General features: G+C 70.6%; 19 protein-coding genes. 12 read left to right on the forward strand and 7 right to left on the reverse strand.

Annotated elements, in window-relative coordinates:
- Nucleotides 1–27: 27 nt before the first annotated feature.
- Nucleotides 28–1,575, reverse strand: coding sequence for an aklavinone 12-hydroxylase RdmE (gene rdmE, locus ABJI51_RS21690; protein WP_348953053.1), 1,548 nt, complete (start codon nt 1,573–1,575; stop codon nt 28–30).
- Between the two features lie 163 nt (nt 1,576–1,738).
- Here rdmE and ABJI51_RS21695 point away from each other — a divergent pair, with 163 nt between their 5' ends.
- On the forward strand, nt 1,739–3,037 hold the full coding sequence (locus ABJI51_RS21695) for a bifunctional o-acetylhomoserine/o-acetylserine sulfhydrylase (RefSeq protein WP_348953055.1): 1,299 nt from the start codon (nt 1,739–1,741) through the stop codon (nt 3,035–3,037).
- Nucleotides 3,034–4,137: a homoserine O-acetyltransferase MetX gene (gene metX / locus ABJI51_RS21700; RefSeq protein WP_348953057.1), complete on the forward strand. Its 1,104-nt coding sequence runs from the start codon at nt 3,034–3,036 to the stop codon at nt 4,135–4,137. Before ABJI51_RS21695 ends, metX begins: the two co-directional genes overlap by 4 nt.
- Nucleotides 4,138–4,190: 53 nt before the next feature.
- On the opposite strand, the gene ABJI51_RS21705 is transcribed toward metX, so the two are convergent.
- Nucleotides 4,191–4,412 (reverse strand): hypothetical protein, encoded by a 222-nt coding sequence (locus ABJI51_RS21705; RefSeq protein ID WP_348953058.1) that lies wholly within the window; start codon nt 4,410–4,412, stop codon nt 4,191–4,193.
- Nucleotides 4,403–5,302 (reverse strand): AurF N-oxygenase family protein, encoded by a 900-nt coding sequence (locus tag ABJI51_RS21710; protein WP_348953059.1) that lies wholly within the window; start codon nt 5,300–5,302, stop codon nt 4,403–4,405. Before ABJI51_RS21710 ends, ABJI51_RS21705 begins: the two co-directional genes overlap by 10 nt.
- 71 nt (nt 5,303–5,373) lie before the next feature.
- On the opposite strand from ABJI51_RS21710, the gene ABJI51_RS21715 reads away from it, so the two are divergent.
- Entirely contained in the window at nt 5,374–6,003 is a 630-nt protein-coding gene (locus ABJI51_RS21715) for a TetR/AcrR family transcriptional regulator (RefSeq protein WP_348953060.1), read from the forward strand.
- Nucleotides 6,004–6,013: 10 nt separating this feature from the next.
- On the opposite strand, the gene ABJI51_RS21720 is transcribed toward ABJI51_RS21715, so the two are convergent.
- From ABJI51_RS21720 to ABJI51_RS21735, 4 genes are all read right to left on the reverse strand, one after another.
- A complete protein-coding gene (locus ABJI51_RS21720; protein WP_348953061.1) occupies nt 6,014–6,514 on the reverse strand; it encodes a hypothetical protein in 501 nt (166 codons plus the stop codon).
- A gap of 46 nt (nt 6,515–6,560) precedes the next feature.
- The gene (locus ABJI51_RS21725; RefSeq protein WP_348953062.1) at nt 6,561–7,151 is read right to left on the reverse strand and encodes an SACE_7040 family transcriptional regulator; all 591 of its coding nucleotides are present in this window, start codon (nt 7,149–7,151) and stop codon (nt 6,561–6,563) included.
- Between the two features lie 96 nt (nt 7,152–7,247).
- Nucleotides 7,248–8,078: an SDR family NAD(P)-dependent oxidoreductase gene (locus ABJI51_RS21730; protein ID WP_348953063.1), complete on the reverse strand. Its 831-nt coding sequence runs from the start codon at nt 8,076–8,078 to the stop codon at nt 7,248–7,250.
- A gap of 32 nt (nt 8,079–8,110) precedes the next feature.
- Nucleotides 8,111–8,851, reverse strand: coding sequence for an SDR family NAD(P)-dependent oxidoreductase (locus tag ABJI51_RS21735; RefSeq protein WP_348953064.1), 741 nt, complete (start codon nt 8,849–8,851; stop codon nt 8,111–8,113).
- A 113-nt stretch (nt 8,852–8,964) separates the two neighbouring features.
- Between ABJI51_RS21735 and ABJI51_RS21740 the strand changes: the two genes are divergently transcribed.
- The 9 genes from ABJI51_RS21740 to ABJI51_RS21780 all read left to right on the forward strand — a co-directional run bounded on the left by ABJI51_RS21740 (nt 8,965) and on the right by ABJI51_RS21780 (nt 18,895).
- Nucleotides 8,965–9,546 (forward strand): TetR/AcrR family transcriptional regulator, encoded by a 582-nt coding sequence (locus ABJI51_RS21740; RefSeq protein ID WP_348953065.1) that lies wholly within the window; start codon nt 8,965–8,967, stop codon nt 9,544–9,546.
- A 252-nt stretch (nt 9,547–9,798) separates the two neighbouring features.
- Nucleotides 9,799–10,569 (forward strand): SGNH/GDSL hydrolase family protein, encoded by a 771-nt coding sequence (locus ABJI51_RS21745; protein ID WP_348953066.1) that lies wholly within the window; start codon nt 9,799–9,801, stop codon nt 10,567–10,569.
- Between the two features lie 139 nt (nt 10,570–10,708).
- A complete protein-coding gene (locus ABJI51_RS21750) occupies nt 10,709–12,322 on the forward strand; it encodes a carboxyl transferase domain-containing protein (RefSeq protein WP_348953068.1) in 1,614 nt (537 codons plus the stop codon).
- 2 nt (nt 12,323–12,324) lie between these two features.
- Nucleotides 12,325–14,310, forward strand: coding sequence for an ATP-binding protein (locus tag ABJI51_RS21755; RefSeq protein WP_348953069.1), 1,986 nt, complete (start codon nt 12,325–12,327; stop codon nt 14,308–14,310).
- Nucleotides 14,307–15,461 carry an acyl-CoA dehydrogenase family protein gene (locus ABJI51_RS21760; RefSeq protein ID WP_348953070.1) on the forward strand — a complete coding sequence of 385 codons (1,155 nt, stop codon included), beginning with the start codon at nt 14,307–14,309 and terminating at the stop codon, nt 15,459–15,461. The genes ABJI51_RS21755 and ABJI51_RS21760 overlap by 4 nt, the downstream gene beginning before the upstream one ends.
- A gap of 43 nt (nt 15,462–15,504) precedes the next feature.
- A complete protein-coding gene (gene map / locus ABJI51_RS21765) occupies nt 15,505–16,269 on the forward strand; it encodes a type I methionyl aminopeptidase (protein ID WP_348953072.1) in 765 nt (254 codons plus the stop codon).
- A 9-nt stretch (nt 16,270–16,278) separates the two neighbouring features.
- Nucleotides 16,279–16,791: a GNAT family N-acetyltransferase gene (locus tag ABJI51_RS21770; RefSeq protein WP_348953073.1), complete on the forward strand. Its 513-nt coding sequence runs from the start codon at nt 16,279–16,281 to the stop codon at nt 16,789–16,791.
- 59 nt (nt 16,792–16,850) lie between these two features.
- Nucleotides 16,851–17,696, forward strand: a complete 846-nt coding sequence (locus ABJI51_RS21775; protein WP_348953074.1) for an SDR family oxidoreductase — start codon at nt 16,851–16,853, stop codon at nt 17,694–17,696.
- Between the two features lie 131 nt (nt 17,697–17,827).
- Nucleotides 17,828–18,895: an alpha/beta fold hydrolase gene (locus tag ABJI51_RS21780; RefSeq protein WP_348953075.1), complete on the forward strand. Its 1,068-nt coding sequence runs from the start codon at nt 17,828–17,830 to the stop codon at nt 18,893–18,895.
- Nucleotides 18,896–19,260: the final 365 nt, after the last annotated feature.

The raw sequence follows: 19,260 nt of genomic DNA on the forward strand, positions 1-19,260 counted from the left end.
CCCCCCCCCACGACTGCGGCAGACCCGCTAACGCGACAGGACCGTGGTCAGCACCCGCCACAGCTCGCCGGCCGGGTCCTCGACCGGCTCCTTGGCCCGCCAAGCCACGATCCCGTCCGGACGCACCAGCGAAGCCCCGCCCGCCGAAAGCCCGTACCGCGCCGCGAAAGTCGCGTCGTCGAGCGCGTGGCAGTCGAGGCGGACGCCGGTCTCCGCCGCGATGTCCGCCGCGGCCGGGTGCCAGCGTGCTCCGTCGCCCGCGCACAGCAGGACCCACGACCGGCCCAGCAGGTCCACAGTGGACTCCATGACCGGCGCCCGGAAGCCCGGCCTGCCGGACGGCGTGGCCGTCTCGACGCGCTCGCCGTCGTCCGGCTCCTCCGCGAGCACGGCCGTCGAGCGGTAGCGGAAGCCGAGGAGGATGCCCAGCGGGTCCTCGGCCTTCGTCAGTCCCGAGACGTCGAGGTCGGGGTGCATCCGCTCCTTCATGTTGTGCAGCGACGCGTCGATGACCATCCGCGCGATCGGCCGCCGCTCGGCTTCGTAGGTGTCGAGCAGGGCCGGGCCCGCTTCGCCGCGCAGCACCGCGGCCAGCTTCCACGCGATGTCCGCGCCGTCGCCGACCGCCGTGTTGCCGCCCATCCCGCCGGTCGGCGGGGTCACCTTCGCCGCGTCGCCGACCAGGAAGACCCGGCCGGCGCGGAACCGGTCGGCCAGGCGCGCGGCGATCTCCCACGAGCCGGTCCAGACGATCTCCGGCTCCAGGTCCGGCAGGTCGGTGGCCGCGCGGATCATCGACACGAGCCGCTCGGGGGTGAAGTCGGCCGGGCTTTCGCCGCGGTCCGGGTGGTAGTCCGGCGCGAAGACGTAGCGGTTCGGCGTGTCGGTGTTCACCAGCCCGGCGGTGAAGTCGGGGTGCTGCAGGTAGAACAGGTCGGTCACGCCCGGCTGGACGCGGTCGCCGAGGTCGGCGTCGAACACCACGCCGAGGCAGTGGCTCAGCGCGTCCATGCCGGTGGTCCCGATGCCCAGCCGCTGCCGGATGCGGCTGCGGCCGCCGTCGGCCGCGACGACGTAGTCCGCGCGCACCACCCGTTCCTCGCCCGTGTCGCGGTGCCGGATCGTCGCGGTGACGCCGTCGTCGTCCTGCGTGAACTCGGTCAGCTCGGTCCGGAACTCCACCCGTGCGCCCGCTTTTTCCGCGTGTGCCAGCAGGATCGGCTCGACGACGTCCTGGCCGGCCAGTGCGGCGGGCAGGGTCGTCCACGCCGAGACGTCGAATTCGCCGACGTCCTCCATGATCCGGTGCAGCACCCGGCCTGCCAGGCTGGTCGCCACCGTGATCCGCAGCCCCTGCGACGCCCGCGGGCTGACCTCCAGGACCTCGCGGTCGATGCCCGCCCAGCGGAACAGCTCCATCGTGCGCCAGTTCTGCCCGGCCGCGCGCGAGTGGATCGACGTCCCCGGGTGGCGCTCGACCGTCAGCACGTCCACGCCCGCCTGCGCCAGGAACAGCGTCGCCGACAGCCCGCCCAGTCCGGCCCCCACGACGAGCACCTGCACTCGTTCGGTCATCACTACCTCCATGCCCGTGAATCTCCCTTGTCAAGTATCTTAGACACAGAGAGATTTTGTTGGCAAGAGGGTCGTCCTCCCAGGACGTGGGAGCAGTTGGGTGGACCGTTCGGCCGCAGTAGCTTCGGCCACACGAACCCCCTTGAGCCGCAAGGAGAAACCGATGGCCGAGACCTCGGCGTGGTCCTTCGAGACCAAGCAGATCCACGCGGGCGCCGCGCCGGACCCGGCCACGGGTGCGCGCGCGACGCCGATCTACCAGACGACGTCGTACGTCTTCCGCGACAGCCAGCACGGCGCCGACCTGTTCAGCCTCGCCGAGCCGGGCAACATCTACACGCGGATCATGAACCCCACCCAGGACGTGCTGGAGCAGCGGCTCGCCGCGCTCGAAGGCGGTGTCGCGGCGCTGGCGTTCGCGTCCGGCTCGGCCGCGACCACGGCGGCGATCCTCAACCTCGCGGGCGCGGGCGACCACTTCGTGTCGAGCCCGTCGCTCTACGGCGGCACCTACAACCTCTTCCACTACACGCTGCCGAAACTCGGCGTCGAGGTCACGTTCGTCGACGACCAGGACGACCTCGAACAGTGGCGGGCCGCCGTCCGGCCCAACACGAAGCTGTTCTTCGCCGAGACACTGGCCAACCCGGGCAGCAACGTCCTTGACATCCGGGGCGTCGCCGACGTCGCGCACGAGGTGGGTGTGCCGCTGGTCGTCGACAACACCGTGCCGACGCCGTACCTGCTGCGCCCGATCGAGCACGGCGCCGACGTCGTCGTGCACTCCGCGACGAAGTACCTGGGCGGCCACGGCACCACGGTCGCCGGCGTCCTGGTCGACGGCGGCACGTTCGACTTCGGCAGCGGCCGGTTCCCCGGCTTCACCGAGCCCGACCCCAGCTACCACGGCCTGAAGTACTGGGAGGCGCTCGGCCCCGGCGCGTACGCGGCGAAGGCGCGCGTGCAGATCCTGCGGGACACCGGCGCGGCGATCTCGCCGCTGAACAGTTTCCTGATCCTGCAGGGCATCGAGACGCTGTCGCTGCGCATCGAGCGGCACGTCTCGAACGCGCAGGCACTCGCCGAGTGGCTCGAAGAGCGCGACGAAGTCGAGAAGGTCTACTACGCGGGCCTGCCGTCGAGCCCGCACTACGCGAACGCGCAGAAGTACCTGCCGCGCGGTGCGGGTGCGGTGCTGTCGTTCGACCTGCGCGGCGGCGTCGAGGCGGGCCGGAAGTTCGTCGACGGCACGGAACTGCACAGCCAGCTGGTGAACATCGGCGACGTGCGCAGCCTGATCGTGCACCCCGCGTCGACCACGCACAGCCAGCTGACGCCGGGCGAGCAGCTGGCCAGCGGCGTCACGCCCGGCCTGGTCCGGCTGGCCGTCGGGCTGGAGGGCATCGAGGACCTCAAGGCCGACCTGGAGGCCGGATTCCGGGCGGCCAAGGCGGAACTGTGACCGTCACCGGCGCCTGGCGGATCGGTGATCCGCCGGGCCGCCGGAAGTTCGTCACCGGCCCCGGCGCGCTCGCGCTGGAGGCCGGTGGCGTGCTGCCGGAGTTTTCGCTCGCGTACGAAACGTGGGGCACGCTGAACGCCGACGCGTCCAACGCGGTCCTCGTCGAGCACGCGCTGACCGGCGACAGCCACGCGGCCGGTCCCGCCGGGCCGGGCCATCCGAGCGCGGGCTGGTGGGACGGCCTGATCGGGCCGGGAAAAGCCTTGGACACGACGGAGTTCTTCGTCGTGGTCCCGAACGTGCTGGGCGGGTGCCAGGGTTCGACGGGCCCGTCGTCACCCGGTCCGGACGGGAAGCCGTGGGGCAGCCGGTTCCCGGTGGTGACGGTGCGGGACCAGGTCGCGGCCGAGGCGGCACTGGCGGACGCAATGGGCATCGGCCGCTGGGCGGCCGTCGTCGGCGGGTCGATGGGCGGGATGCGGGCACTGGAGTGGGCGGTCTCGCTGCCCGACCGGGTCGCGTCGGTGCTCGTGCTGGCCTCGACGGCGCGGGCGTCGGCCGACCAGATCGCGTGGGCGGCACCGCAGCTGCACGCGATTCGCAGCGACCCGTGTTTTCACGGTGGTGACTACTATTCCGCGCCTTCGGGACCCCATCGCGGCCTCGGCATCGCGCGCCGGATCGCGCACGTGACCTACCGCAGCGAGCCGGAACTGGCCCGGCGGTTCGGCAGCGCGTACCAGGACGGCGAGAACCCGTTGGCGGGCGGCCGGTTCGCCGTCGAGTCCTATTTGGACCACCATGCGGAGAAGCTGGCCCGCCGGTTCGACGCGAACAGCTACCTGGTGCTGACGGAGTCGATGAACACCCACGACATCGGCCGCGGCCGCGGCGGCGTGGCGGCGGCACTAGGGCGCGTGACGGCCCGAGCGGTGATCGGCGGCGTCGACAGCGACCGGCTTTATCCGCTGTACCAGTCGGAGGAGATCGCGGCGGGACTGTCCACCGAGGCGTCGGTGGTGTCGTCCCCGTACGGGCACGATTCGTTCCTCATCGAGACCGGCCAGATCGCGGCGATGGTGAAGGCGCTGCTGGGCTAGCGGGTCAGCGGCCCGGCGCTTGCCCTGAGCGTCCGAGAAAGTGCGCTGCTGGGCTAGCGGCGGCCGGTGACGCGTTCGCCCAGGCGGACCAGCCGGTTCGCGACCCGCCGGGACGTCTCGGCCGCGTAGTCGCCGACGCGTTCCGCGGCGCGGTCGGACAGCTTCGCCACCCGCCACGCGACGTCGTCCGCGCGGTCGCCCGCCTCCTCGCCCGCCGTGGTGATCCGGTCGGCCAGCCTGCCGGTCCCCGCCGCGAGCAAATCCTTCAGCGCCATGACGTCCCCTCTTCGAGCATTCCCGCGCGGCGCCACAGCACCGCGCTCGGCCCGCCGATCAGGTCGTTCTCCCGCAGGAACCGGACGAGCTTGCGGGCCCCGAACGTCAGCATCGCCCGCCGGTGCGGGCTGGTGCGTGCCGCCCGGACCGCCGGGCCCGGGTCGATGCCCGCGCGCAGGTACTGCCGCGGCCGGGACAGCAGGCGCGACATCAGCAGCGCGCCGACCGCGACCACGATCCGGGCGAACTCCTTGCGCCACCACGGCGCGACGGCCAACGACCGGACCAGGTCGTCCCGCGCGTACCGGACGTGCCGGGCCTCTTCGGTCACGTGGATGCGCATCACCGCGCGCACCACCGGCTGCACCGACTCGTCGTCGAGGTGCTCGCGCTGCAGGGCGTCGAAGATCTCCTCGCCGATCAGCGTCGCCACCCACATCGCGGGCCCGTGCAGGATCGACGGCAGTGCCTGCGTCGACAGCTGCAGCCAGCGGTTGTTGCGGTACGGCCGTCCGTCGACGTGCTCGATCAGCCGGGCGAACATCGTGGAGTGGCGGCATTCGTCGGCGACTTCGGTCAGCGCGTAGTGCACGTGCCGGGTCGTCGGGTCCTGGCGGTAGGACGCGCGCAGCAGCATCTGCATGAGGATCAGCTCGAACCAGATCCCGACGCTGACGGTGTTCACCAGCTCCTGCCGCGACAGCTCGATCCGCTGCGCGCGGCTCAGCGTGTCCCACAGCGGCGTGCCGTACAGCGAGACGAGCTTTTCGGGGATGAAGAACCGGTCCTCGTCCAGTGGCGCGGCCCAGTCGACGTCGACGTCCGGGTCGTAGGACAGCCGGGCGCTCGACCGGAGCAGCCGTTCCGCCGTGGCTTCGCGATCGCCCATGCCGCGCCTCCTCCGTGTCGGTTAACACTAGAACGCACGAAACATTTTCCGTCAAGTTGTAAAGTGAGCCCATGAGCGACCTGCTGAAGCACGCCCTCGAAGCCGACCTGCCCGCGGACGAGACCGCGGAACGGATCATGGGCGCGGCGCTCACCCAGGCGGAGGACTTCGGGCTGCGCCGGTTCACCGTCGACGACGTCGCGCGCCGCGTCGGCCTCTCGCGCGTGACGATCTACCGGTACTTCCCGAAGAAGGACCAGCTGCTCAAGGCCTTGGTGCTGCGGGAGATGAAGCGGTTCCTGACCAAGGTCGATGCGGTCGTCGAGGCACAGCCGACGCCGGAGGACAAGCTCATCGAGGGCCTGAGCTACTCGCTGGGATACCTGCGCGGGCACCGGCTGCTCAACCGCCTGCTGCGCACCGAGCCGGAGCTGATCCTGCCGCAGCTGACGGTCCAGGCGGGCGCCCTCTTCACGGCGGCCCGCGCCCGCATCGCGGCGCACTTCCACGCGGAGATCGCGGCCGGACGGCTCAGCCTGCCCGCCGAAGACGTCGACGGCATGGCCGAGCTGCTCATCCGCATCGTGGTGTCGCTGGTGCTGACGCCGGAGACGGTGCTGCCGGTCGACGACGAAGCCCAGCGGCGACGGCTCGCGGAGCTGTACCTGGCCCCGATCGTCCGTTCGCTGCGCCCGTCGTGAAAGTTGCGCCTCAGTCGGAGACGGCCTCGGAGATCCAGGGCGCCACCGGCAGGTCGCGGTCCAGGCACTCCACCGACAGCCGGATCGTCCAGCGCAGGGCCTGCAGCACCAGGCTGTCGACCTCGTCCGGGGCCGCGTTGGCCAGGGCGATCTCCACCTGCTCCTGCGCGGCCTCGGTGTTGCCGTGCACCTCGGCGAGCAGTGTGCGCACCGCCGTGCGCACCGGCGGGTCGGCCTGGTCGATCGAGACCTCTTCGCCGTCCTCGTCGAAGACCTGGACCTTCACCGGCGCGCTGCCCCCGTCGCCGAGCGTGGACACCATCGCGCTGCACTCGCCGAACAGCAGCAGCATCAGCGCCTTCGTCTCGTCCGCGCGGGCCTGCGGTTCGGTCGCCGTCGGGGCGACCTCGACGAGGGCTTCGGCGTCGTCACCGAGGCTCAGCGCGGTCAACGCCCGCTGAGCCTTCTCGACGAGCAGCTGCTCGTTCCAGTCCGCATCCACGTGCCCCATCAAACACCAGCGACGCCGCTCGTGGGGATACCTTGATCCGGGTTGGTCATCCAGCCGCGCGAAGGGCACCCAGCGCGAGCCGGCAGAGCAGTTCGGCGAGCTCGTCGTCACCGAGATGGCGGTTGTACGGGGTCGAGTTGATCAGTCCGAACACGGCGTGTGCCGCCGACCGAGCCTGCCGTTCTCCCAGCTCCGGCACGGCTTCGCGGATCACCCTCACCCACACCTCGACGTACTGGCGCTGCAGGGCGCGCACCTGCTTGCGGTCGGCGTCGGTCAGGTTCGCGAGGTTGCGTTCCTGGACGGTGATCAGCGACGGGTGCGCGAGCGCGAAGTCGACGTGGAACCGGACCAGCCCGGCCAGCGTGTCGTCCGGCTCGCCGGGACGGGCCGCGCGGGCCGTGCCGCCGTCGAGCAGGTAGCGGCTGATCGAGTTCAGCATCTCGCCGAGAATGGCGTCCTTGCTGCGGAAGTGCCGGTAGAGCGCCGGCCCGGAGATGCCGACCGCGGCCCCGATGTCGTCGATGCCGACGCCGTGGAAGCCGTGGTGGGCGAACAGCTCGGCGGCCGCGGACAGGATCTGTTCGCGCCTGTTCGCCTTCTCGCCGTTCACGAGAGGGGTTGAGTTCGCCGGCATCCGGCCATAGTAGAGCGCGATGTTAGCGACCGCTAACACTCCTGCCGCGGCGCCCGGGTCCGCGGGGCGGGGCGAGCGCCCCGCGGACGGCCGGGTTCAGCCCTGTGCTTCGGCCGAGAGGTCCTGCCATTCGGCCCAGGTCTTGAGCCGCTCGGCATAGGCCTGCTCGATCATCGGCTGGAAGCCCCGGCCGAAGAGCACCCGCAGCGGCGGCTCCTCGAGGTCGACGAGCTTGAGCAGCGCACGGGCGGCCGCGGCCGGGTCGCCGGCCGGCTGCTTCCCGGCGACCTCGGCGAGACGGCGGCGGAGACCGTCGTAGGCCGGGTCGGGCTGGGCCATGTGCCCGTTGGCCAGGGGATCCGGGTTCTTGCCCTCCCGGGTGGCGAACCCGCCGGGCTCGATCACGGTCACCTTGACGCCGAACTCGGCCACCTCGCCGGCAAGGGCCTCGTTCAGGCCTTCGACCGCCCACTTGGAAGCGTGGTACGCCCCGCCGAGCGGCATCGCGATGAGCCCGGCCGCCGACGAAAGCTGGATGATGTGGCCACTGCGCTGTGCCCGCAGGTGCGGCAGCGTGGCCTGGACGACCCACACCGCGCCGAACAGGTTGGTCTCCAGCTGGTCGCGCAGTTCCTGCTCGCTCAGCTCCTCGACCGCGCCGATCTGGGCGTAGCCGGCGTTGTTCACGACGACGTCGAGACGGCCGAAGTGCTCGACGGCCCGCTCCACGCTCGCGAAGACGGCAGTCCGGTCGGTCACGTCGAGTTCGAGCGGGAGCACTGCGTCGCCGTAGGTGGCGGCCAGGTCCCCGAGGGTTTCGGGGCGGCGGGCCGCCGCGGCCACCCGGTCGCCGCGGGACAGCGCGGCTTCGGTGAACTCGCGGCCGAGGCCGCGCGAGGAACCGGTGACGAACCAGACCTTGCTCATGGTGCTGCTCCTGTTTCGAGGGTGGGGGTGGGTTACCAGGCGACGGGGCCGAGGCGGTCGACGAAGGTGCCGGTCGGGCCGTCGGCGCCGAGCGTCGCGAGTGCGACGATCGGGTCGGTGCCTTCGGTCACCGTCAGCTGACCCGTGTGGTTGTTCATGTCGGTGGCGGTGAACTTGTGGTTGGCGACCTCGCCGGGCGTCACGGCGTTGAACTTGAAGTTCGGCAGTGCCTGGGCGTACCGGACGGTGATCATGTTCAGCGCCGCCTTGGACGAGCTGTAGGCGAGTTCGTGCATCTTGGACACCCGCTGCGCGGGGTCGGTCACGACGGCGAACGAGCCGCCGCCGCTGGACACCATCACCACGCGCGGCAGGTCGGCGGCGGACAGCAGGGGAAGGAACGCGTGCGTGACCCGGACGGGCCCGTACACGTTGGTTTCGTAGACCGAACGGAGTTCGTCGGCCGTCGCCTCCGCGGGCGGGACGACGTGTCCCGGCGCGCCCGCGTTGTTGATCAGCACGTCCAGCCGGTCGGTGTGCTTGCGCACCAGCCGTTCGGCGTCCGCGACCGACTCGTCCGAGGTCACGTCCAGCGGGACGACGACCACGTCCACGCCGTCGCGCGCCAGCCCGGCTGCGGCGGCCTGCCCCCGGCCTTCGTCGCGTGAGCCGAGGAAGACCTGCCAGCCCAGCCCGCCGAGCCGGCGGGCGGTCTCCAGCCCGAGTCCCTTGTTGCCGCCGGTGACCAGTACCGCGGTCCGATCCGTGGTCATGCCTGCCTCCTGAGTGGTTGGTGAAACGACACGGCACGGTCCGTGCCGCGGTTAGCGTGGAGCTACGGTGGTTCGTTGTCAAGACGGCACGTGCCGTGCCGTATGCTGACGACGTGACCGACCGACGCGCCGCCCGTTCCGAAGACCGAACGGCCGCGATCATGCGAGCCGCGCTGGAGCTGGCCCGCGAGTCCGGCTACGCGAAGCTGAACATCGAGGCGGTCGCGGCCCGCGCGGGTGTCGGCAAGCACACGGTCTACCGCCGCTGGCCCTCGAAGGGCCTGCTGTTCCTGGACTCGCTGCTCACCGTGAACGAGCCGGTGCTCGACATCCCCGACACCGGCGACGTCGTCGCCGACCTGCGACGGCAGATCTGCGCGGCGGTCGACCTGCTGGGCATGCCGCCGTGGGGGCCGCTATACCGGGACCTGGTGGGGGAGGCCCAGCACGATCCCGCGGTCGCCGCCGGGCTCAACGAGCGGTTCATTCGGCCGCAGACGGAGAAGACCGTCGCCCGGCTCGAGGTGGCCAAGGCCCAGGGGCAGCTCGCCCCGGACTTCGACCTCGGCCTCGGGATGGCGATCCTGTCCGGCCCGCTGTACTTCACGTTCCTGATCACGCAGGAGCCGGTCACCCACGACTACGTCGACCGCGTGCTCGACGCCCTGTTCGCCGGGATGCGGCCGAGGCACTGAAGCGGCTCCCATGGTTTCTCCTTCGTTTCGCCGGATCGACCACAGGACACCGGCCGATCCGCCGGTGTGACCGGCCGTGAGCCGGATCACTTCGGCCGCTTCCCGCCTTCCGGCGTGGGCCGAGTGGGTTACCTACCGGTAATCGGGCTTCCTTGTGGGGCCTCCACCTGCTGTTCTATTCAGGTCGGCCCTGTCACAAAGGAGTGACCCATGGCTGTTCCCATCCGTAAGTTCCGGCGATCCCTTCTACGGTTGAGTACGGCCCTGGGGGCCGTTGTCCTTGCTTCTCTCGGCGTCACGGGCCTGGCCCAGGCCGCCGGGACCGTCTACGCCGCGCTCGGCGACTCCTACTCCTCCGGGGTGGGTGCCGGCAGCTACGGCAGTTCCGGGAGCTGTTACCGCAGCTCCAACGCCTATCCGCAGCTGTGGACCAACGCACACAGCGGCACGTCGCTCACGTTCCTGGCCTGCTCGGGGGCCAAGACCGGCGACGTGATCAACCAGGCGAACTCGATTCCCTCCTCGGCCACGCTCGTCACGGTGACCGTCGGCGGGAACGACGCGGGCTTCGCCGACGTCATGCAGTCCTGCACCCTCGGGAGCGACGCCGACTGCGTCAACCGCGTCAACACGGCGAAGACGTACGTGAACAACACGCTCCCGCCGCTGCTGACCAACACTTACAACGCGATCAAGGCCAAGGCGCCCGGCGCCCGCCTCGTCGTCCTGTCCTACCCGCGCTTCTACACCGTGCCCGGCTCCTGCTGGGTCGGGCTGAGCGACACCAAGCGCTCGGCGATCAACTCGGGTGCCGACGCGCTCGCGTCGGTCATCCAGCAGCGTGCGGCGGCGGCCGGGGCGACGTTCGTCGACGTCCGGCCGTCCTTCGTCGGCCACAACATCTGCTCGTCGGCCGACGACTACCTGCACAGCCTGACCTGGCCGGTGATCGAGTCGTATCACCCGACCGTGGCAGGCCAGTCGGGCGGCTACTACGCCCCCTTGCGGGCGGCCATCGGCTGATCCGAGGTCAGTGAAGGCCTCCTTTCCGGCTTTTGGCGCCGGGAAGGAGGCCTTCACGGCTTTCCGGGCACTGGACACCCGTGTTAGCGGTCGCTAACATCGGAGCGGAGGTTAACGCCTGCTAACTTCGAGGGAGCCCATGGACACGCCGGTACTGGGGACTTCGGCTGCCCCGGACAGCGAGGCCTACGCCCGCAACGCCACGTCGCACGCGGAACTGGTCGAAGACCTCCGCAAACGCCTGGCCGCCGCGCGGCTCGGCGGGCCGGAGAAGGCACGCACCCGGCACGTCGAACGCGGGAAGCTGCTCCCGCGCGACCGCGTCGACACGCTGCTCGACCCGGGCTCGCCGTTCCTGGAGCTGTCCCCGCTGGCCGCGAACGGGCTGTACGACGACGAGGCGCCGTCCGCCGGGATCATCACCGGGGTGGGGCGGGTCTCCGGCCGCGAATGCGTGGTCGTCGCCAACGACGCCACCGTCAAGGGCGGCACGTACTACCCGATGACGGTGAAGAAGCACCTGCGCGCCCAGGAGGTCGCGCTGCACAACAACCTGCCGTGCGTCTACCTGGTGGACTCCGGCGGCGCGTTCCTGCCCCGGCAGGACGAGGTCTTCCCGGATCGTGAGCACTTCGGCCGGATCTTCTACAACCAGGCGACGATGTCCGCGCGCGGCATCCCGCAGATCGCCGCGGTGCTCGGCTCCTGCACCGCCGGCGGCGCGTACGTCCCGGCGATGAGCGACGAGGCGGTGATCGTCCGGAACCAGGGCACGATCTTCCTCGGCGGTCCGCCGCTGGTGAAGGCCGCGACCGGCGAGGTCGTCACGGCCGAAGAGCTCGGCGGCGGCGACGTCCACGCGCGCCAGTCCGGCGTCACCGACCACCTGGCCGACGACGACGCGCACGCGCTGCGGATCGTCCGCTCGATCGTGTCGACGCTCGGGCCGCGTGCCCCGCGGCCGTGGGACGTCCTGCCGACCGAGGAACCCGCCGTCGACCCGGCCGAGCTGTACGGCGTCGTGCCGACCGACCCGCGCGTGCCCTACGACGTGCGCGAGGTGATCGCGCGGATCGTCGACGGCAGCCGGTTCGGCGAGTTCAAGAAGGAGTACGGGTCCACTTTGGTCACCGGGTTCGCCCGGATCCACGGCCACCCGGTCGGCGTCATCGCCAACAACGGCGTCCTGTTCGCCGAGTCGGCGATGAAGGGCGCGCACTTCATCGAGCTGTGCGACAAGCGCTCGATCCCGCTGCTGTTCCTGCAGAACATCACCGGGTTCATGGTCGGGCGCGCGTACGAGGCGGGCGGCATCGCCAAGCACGGCGCGAAGATGGTCACCGCGGTGGCGTGCGCGCGGGTGCCGAAGCTGACCGTCGTGATCGGCGGCTCGTTCGGTGCGGGCAACTACTCGATGTGCGGCCGGGCCTACTCGCCCCGGTTCCTGTGGATGTGGCCGAACGCGCGGATCTCGGTGATGGGCGGCGAGCAGGCGGCGTCGGTGCTGTCGACGGTCCGCCGCGACGCGATCGAGGCCCGCGGCGGCGAATGGTCCACTGAGGACGAAGAGGCGTTCAAGGAACCGATCCGCGAGCAGTACGAGGCGCAGGGCAGCCCGTACTACTCCACCGCGCGGCTGTGGGACGACGGCGTCATCGACCCGGCGGACACCCGCACGGTGCTCGGCCTGGCCCTGTCGGCCGCGGCCAACGCGCCCCTCGGCGAAGTCAACTACGGCGTCTTCCGGATGTGATGATGTTCGATTCAGTGCTGGTGGCGAACCGGGGCGAGATCGCGGTGCGGGTCATCCGCACGCTGCGGGCGCTCGGGATCCGTGCGGTGGCGGTGTACAGCGACGCGGACGCCGACGCGCGGCACGTCCGCGAAGCGCACGCGGCGGTGCGGATCGGCCCGGCCGAGGCCGCACGCAGTTACCTGTCGATTCCGGCCATTGTGGACGCCGCGGTTTCGTCCGGTGCGCAGGCGGTGCACCCGGGTTATGGCTTCCTGGCGGAGAACGCCGAGTTCGCCCGCGCCTGCGAGGCCGCGGGACTGGTGTTCATCGGCCCGCCGGTGGCGGCCATCGAAGCCATGGGCGACAAGATCCGCGCCAAGGCGACGGTGTCGGCGGCCGGTGTCCCGGTCGTGCCCGGGGCGTCCGATGTGGACATCCCGGACGGCGGTTTCGCCGAAGCCGCCGCTCGCGTGGGATACCCGTTGCTGCTCAAGCCGTCCGCAGGCGGTGGCGGCAAGGGGATGCGGCTGGTGCACGGGCCGGACGAGCTGGCCGCGGCGATCGAGTCGGCGCGGCGGGAGGCCAAGGGCTCCTTCGGCGACGACACGCTGCTGATGGAGCGGTTCGTCACGACCCCGCGGCACATCGAGATCCAGGTACTGGCCGACAAGCACGGCAACGTCGTCCACCTCGGTGAGCGCGAGTGCAGCCTGCAGCGGCGGCACCAGAAGATCATCGAGGAAGCGCCGTCGGTCCTGCTGGACCCCGCGACCCGCGAGAAGATGGGCTCGGCGGCGGCCGAGGCCGCGCGTTCGGTCGGGTACGTCGGGGCGGGCACCGTCGAGTTCATCATGTCGGCGAAGAACCCGGACGAGTTCTTCTTCATGGAGATGAACACCCGGCTGCAGGTCGAGCACCCGGTGACCGAGCTGGTCACCGGCCTGGACCTGGTCGAGTGGCAGGTCCGGGTCGCGGCCGGGGAACGGCTGACCGTGGCGCAGTCCGACGTCGTCCTCAATGGACACGCCGTCGAGGCGCGCGTGTATGCCGAGGATCCGGCGCGCGGGTTCATCCCGACCGGCGGGACGGTGCTGGCGGTGCACGAGCCGTCCGGCGAGGGCGTCCGCGTCGACTCGTGGATGACCACGGGCGCGGTGGTCGGCTCGAACTACGACCCGATGCTGGCCAAGGTGATCGCCTGGGGCCCGGACCGCGCGGCGGCCCTGCACCGGCTCGACCTGGCGCTGGCCGACACCGCGCTGCTGGGCGTCGGCACCAACACGGCGTTCCTGCGCGCGCTGCTGGCCGACGACGACGTCCGCGCCGGGCGGCTCGACACCGAGCTGGTCGACCGGCGGCTGGCCGAACTGGTCTCCGCCGACGTCCCTTCCGAGTTCTTCGTGGCGGCGGCGCTGGACCGCTTCCTGGAACTGCAGCCCTCGGGCCCGGTGGTGGACCCGTGGGACGTCCCGGACGGCTGGCGGATGGGCGGGTCCGGCGGTGTGGTGTTCCGGCTGAAGTCCGGCACGGCCCGCGCCGTGGTCCGGGTGCAGGGAACGCCGTCCGCCGCGACCGTCTTCGTCGACGATGAGGCACCGGTCCAGGTCTCGGCCCGCCGCGACGGCGACGTCCTGGAGATCCGGCACGCGGGCGGGTTCCACCGCTACCGCCAGGCCTGCGGTCCTGATCGGACGGTCTGGCTGGCCCGCGACGGGCTGAGTTTCCCGTTCGGTGAACAGGAGTTCGTGCTCTCGTCGCGCGGCGAAGCCGCCGGTGCCGGCCCGGTCACCAGCCCGATGCCGGGCACGGTGCTCGTGGTGAAGGTCGCCGCGGGCGACGTCGTGAAGGCCGGGACGCCGCTGTTGGTCGTCGAAGCGATGAAGATGGAGCACACGGTCACCGCGCCGGTCGACGGCGTGGTCAGTGAACTCCCCGTCCGGGCGGGCCAGCAGGTCGCGCTCGACGAAACCCTTGCCGTCGTTACGCCTCAAGAGGAGCAGCAGTGATCGACTTCCGCCTGGACGAGGAGTACGAGTCCCTCCGCAAGACCGTCGAGGACTTCGCGCACGCCGAGGTCGCCCCGGTGATCGGCGAGCTGTACGAGAAGGAGGAGTTCCCGTACGAGATCGTCGCCAAGATGGGCGAGATGGGCCTGTTCGGCCTGCCGTTCCCCGAGGAGTTCGGCGGCATGGGCGGCGACTACTTCGCGCTGTGCCTGGCGCTGGAGGAGCTGGCCAGGGTCGACTCGTCGGTGGCGATCACCCTGGAGGCCGGCGTTTCGCTGGGCGCGATGCCGATCTACCGCTTCGGTTCCCAGGAGCAGAAGGAGAAGTGGCTGCCCTCGCTGTGCGCGGGCACGGCACTGGGCGGCTTCGGCCTGACGGAACCGGGCGGCGGCTCGGACGCGGGTGCGACGCGCACGCGGGCCTCTTTGGACGGTGACGAGTGGGTCATCAACGGCAGCAAGGCGTTCATCACCAACTCGGGCACGGACATCACGCGGCTGGTCACGGTCACGGCGGTGACGGACGTGATGGAGAACGGCCGCAAGGAGATCTCGGCGATCATCGTCCCGTCGGGCACGCCGGGCTTCGAGGTGGCGCCGAAGTACTCGAAGGTCGGCTGGAACTGCTCGGACACCCACGAACTGTCCTTTTCGGACGTCCGCGTCCCGGCGGACAACCTGGTGGGTGTCCGCGGCCGCGGGTACGCGCAGTTCCTGTCCATTCTGGATGAAGGACGCGTCGCGATCGCCGCGCTGTCGGTGGGTCTCGCGCAGGGCTGCGTCGACGAGTGCCTCAAGTACGTCAAGGACCGCGTGGCGTTCGGCAAGCGGATCGGCGAGTACCAGGCGATCCAGTTCAAGATCGCGGACATGGAGGTCCGCACGCACACCGCGCGCCTGGCCTACTACCAGGCGGCGTCGAAGATGCTGCGCGGCGAGCCGTTCAAGAAGGAGGCGTCGATCGCCAAGCTGGTGGCCTCGAACGCGGCGATGGACAACGCGCGGGACGCGACCCAGATCTTCGGCGGGTACGGGTTCATGAACGAGTTCCCGGTCAGCCGCTTCTACCGCGACGCGAAGATCCTGGAGATCGGCGAGGGGACGAGCGAGGTGCAGAAGATGCTCATCTCGCGGCACCTCGGGGTCGCCTGACCACGCACTCGACAGCGATAACTATACCGGTATAGTTATCGCCATGGTCGAGATCAAAACCGAAGCCGAGCTGGCGATGATGCGCGAAGCCGGCCGCGTCGTCGCCGAGGCACTGCATGCCGTCAAGGACGCCGCCGCGGCCGGCGTCTCGCTGCTGGAGCTGGACGAGGTCGCCGCCGAGGTCATCCGGGCGGCCGGGGCCAAGCCGTCGTTCCTTGGCTACCAGCCGCGGTCCGCGCCGACGCCGTATCCCCACGTCCTGTGCACGAGTGTCAACGATGTCGTCGTGCACGGGATCCCGACGGCCTACCGCCTCCGGGACGGCGACCTCGTCAGCATCGACTGCGGGGCCGTGCTCGACGGCTGGAACGGCGACGCCGCGCTCAGCTTCGTCGTCGGGACCGCCGACCCCGCCGACCTCGCGCTCATCGAGGCCACCGAGCGGGCGCTGCGGGCGGGGATCGCCGCCGCGCAGCCGGGCGGGAAGCTCGGGGACATCTCACACGCCGTCGGCGTCGCGGGCCGCGCGCAGGGCCACGGCATGCTCGCCGACCACGGCGGGCACGGCATCGGCCGGGCGATGCACGAGGACCCGCACCTGCCGAACGAAGGCCGCGCGGGACGCGGAATGCGGCTGAAGCCCGGACTGGTGCTGGCGATCGAGCCGATGCTCACCCGGGGCGGCGACGCTTACCGGTACGCCGAGGACGGCTGGTCGATCCTGACCGTCGATGGCAGCCGCGCCGCACACGTCGAGCACACCGTCGCGATCACCGAAGACGGCCCGCGCGTGCTCACTGTGCGGTAGACAGGGGGCATGGACACCATCGTCATACGTTCGGGTGATTCCGGGGACGCTGACACCCTGCTGCGCTTCTTCGACGAAGCCGTCGAGTGGCTGGTCGCCCGGGGCAGCTCGAAGCAGTGGGGGACCGAGCCGTGGAGCGGCGTCCCGAAGCGCGTCGAGCGGGTCAAGGGGATGGCCGCCGATCCCGGCCTGCGCATCGCGATGGTCGACGGCGAACCCGCCGGCGCGCTGATCGTCTCCGAGGAACACGACCCGCACGTGCCGGCGGTCGACGAGCGTGAGCTGTACATCCGGCTGCTCATCACGTCGCGGCGGTTCACCGGGCGGCGCGTCGGCGGGCGCCTGATCGAGTACGCGCTCGACGAGGCGCGGCGCCGCGGCATCGACCTCGTGCGCGTCGACTGCTGGGCCGGCGGCGACGGCGACCTGCAGCGGTACTACGAGAGCCAGGGCTTCAAGCCGACCATGCGCTTCAACGTCGACGAGTGGGTCGGCCAGGTGCTGGAGCAGCGCGTGGGGTAGCGCCACCGCGCGGCTGGGGTGACACTGTTGACGCGGTGCCAACAGACGAAGGAGTCGCCATGGCCGAACAGCTCGCGGGCAAGGTCGTCGTCATCACCGGAGGCGGGCAGGGGATCGGCGCGGCCACCGCGTCGGCACTGGCCCGGCTGGGCGCGCGGGTGGTGATCGGCGACCTCGACCAGGTCCGTGCCGAGAAGACCGCCGCCGAGCTGGGCGCGGAGGCGCTGCCGCTGGACGTCACGGACATCGGCGGGTTCACCGCGTTCCTCGACGAGGTCGAGCGCCGCCACGGCCGGATCGACGTGCTGATCAACAACGCCGGCATCATGTCGCTGGCGGATCTCGAGGAGGAGAGCGACGCGACGACGCGGCGCCAGCTGGAGATCAACCTCCACGCCGTCATCCACGGCACCCGCGAAGCGGTGAAGCGGATGCGGCCGCGGCGCAGCGGGCACATCGTCAACGTCGCCTCCTTCGCGGGCAAGGCGGGCTTCCCCGGCGCGGCGACGTACTGCGCGACCAAGCACGCCGTCGTCGGGCTGTCCGAAGCGGTCCACCTGGAACTGCACGGCAGCGGCGTCCGCGTTTCGTGCGTGATGCCCGGCATTGTGCGGACGGAACTGGCCAGCGGCCTCGGCGAGGCGAAGGTGATCAAGTCGGTGCGGCCGGAAGATGTGGCCGACGCCATCGTATCCGCGCTGCGCAAACCTCGTTTCGACGTTTTCGTACCCCGGTCGCTGGGCACTATGGGCAAGCTCACGCGGCTGCTGCCGCGCCGGGCCGGGGAAGCGCTCGCTCGCGCGCTGAAGGCGGACCGGCTTTTGGCTTCAGCAGCCCATTCCCCGGCCCGTGCGGCCTACGAAGAGAGGGCCGCCCGGAGCGCGCCCGGGGCGGCCCCGGAGTAACTCGGACGGCCTAACGACTGTCCGAATTGGACGGGGTTGCCGGGTGCCCGCGGGAAGGGAGATGTTGAGCGGGCACGGGCCGCCGGGGCAAGATTGCCGGGCGAACACCGCGTCCAGGAGGCACGAGAACCATGGTTTCACCGCCCGCACGGCTGGCTGCCGCAGCGTCGAACGTCGTCGGCAAGGTGCTGCACGGCGGCGTCGCCGACCTGCGCCCGATGCCGCGGGTGCTGATCGACCAGGGCCCCAACCGGTCGCTGTATCGGATGACGCACAGCGGCGGCAAGGTGTCCGGGCCGCCGATCCTGCTGGTGCCCCCGCTGGCGGCGCCGGCGATCTGCTTCGACCTGCGCCGCGGCTGCAGCCTCATCGAGCACCTGGTCGACCGGGGCCGCAACACCTACCTCGTCGACTACGGCATGGTGGCGTTCTCCGACCGCCGCCTGGGCATCGAGCACTGGATCGACGAAGTCCTGCCCCGCGCAATCCGGCGCGTGAGCCAGGACGCGGGCGGCCAGGACGTCCACCTGGTGTCGTGGTCCCTTGGCGGAATTTTTTCCCTGCTGGTGAACGCCGACCGCCCGGACCTGCCGATAGCATCGATCACGGCGATCGGCTCACCGGTGGACTTCACGGCGATCCCGATCGTGGCCCCGTTCCGCCCCCTGGTCGACCTGACCAACGGCCACCTCCTGACCCCGATCTACCGAGCATTCGGCGGCGCACCGTCCTATTTGGTCAGCAGGGTGTTCCGCGCAACGGGCATCAGCAAGGAAATCACGAAACCGCTGGCCATCCTGAAGAACCTCGACGACCGCGACTACCTGGCCCAGGTCGAGGCGGTCGACCATTTCATGAGCAACATGTACGCGTATCCGGGCCGCACGTTCGGCCAGCTGTACCACCGCCTGTTCCGCACGAACGACCTGGCCGAGGGCAAGGTGGACCTGAACGGCAGAATCATTTCCCTGTCGGCGGTCCGCGTCCCAACCCTGGTGGTGGCAGGCGAGAACGACACAATCGCCCCCCGGCCGTCGGTGGAGCGGGTGGTGGAGCTGCTGGACAAGGCCCCGGAGGTCCGCTTCAAGACGGCTCCGGGAGGTCACCTGGGCGTCCTCACGGGCCGGAAGGCCCGGGGGACGACTTGGCGGTACCTGGACGAGTTCCTGGACGACCAGATCGCCGCTTCGGGTTCCTGAAGTGCTCTGAAGGCCACCATCAGGGCATCTCGTGCCGTGATGGTGGCCTTCAGGGGCTTTGGGCTACTTGAGTTCCGCGGACGTCTTGCCGAGGATCCGGCGGGCCACGATGAGCTGCTGAATCTGCTGAGTCCCCTCGAAGGACGTCCAGAATTTCTCAGCCGGGTTTGGTCGACCTCGCTCACTTCGCCGTAAACGGCCTCTGACCTGCGCTGATGTGTCTCGCTAGTTCTCGTCGGCTGTCGCCGCTCCCTGGCCTCTGACGGCCTGGAGACGGCCTGGCGGACCAGCCACACCGACCCCTGCATTCCGATACGAAGCCAGCACGCGGCCGGTGGTACCGAGTCAAGACACGCTTTCCCGTC

The organism is Amycolatopsis melonis, assembly GCF_040064235.1.
GTDB lineage: Bacteria > Actinomycetota > Actinomycetes > Mycobacteriales > Pseudonocardiaceae > Amycolatopsis > Amycolatopsis melonis.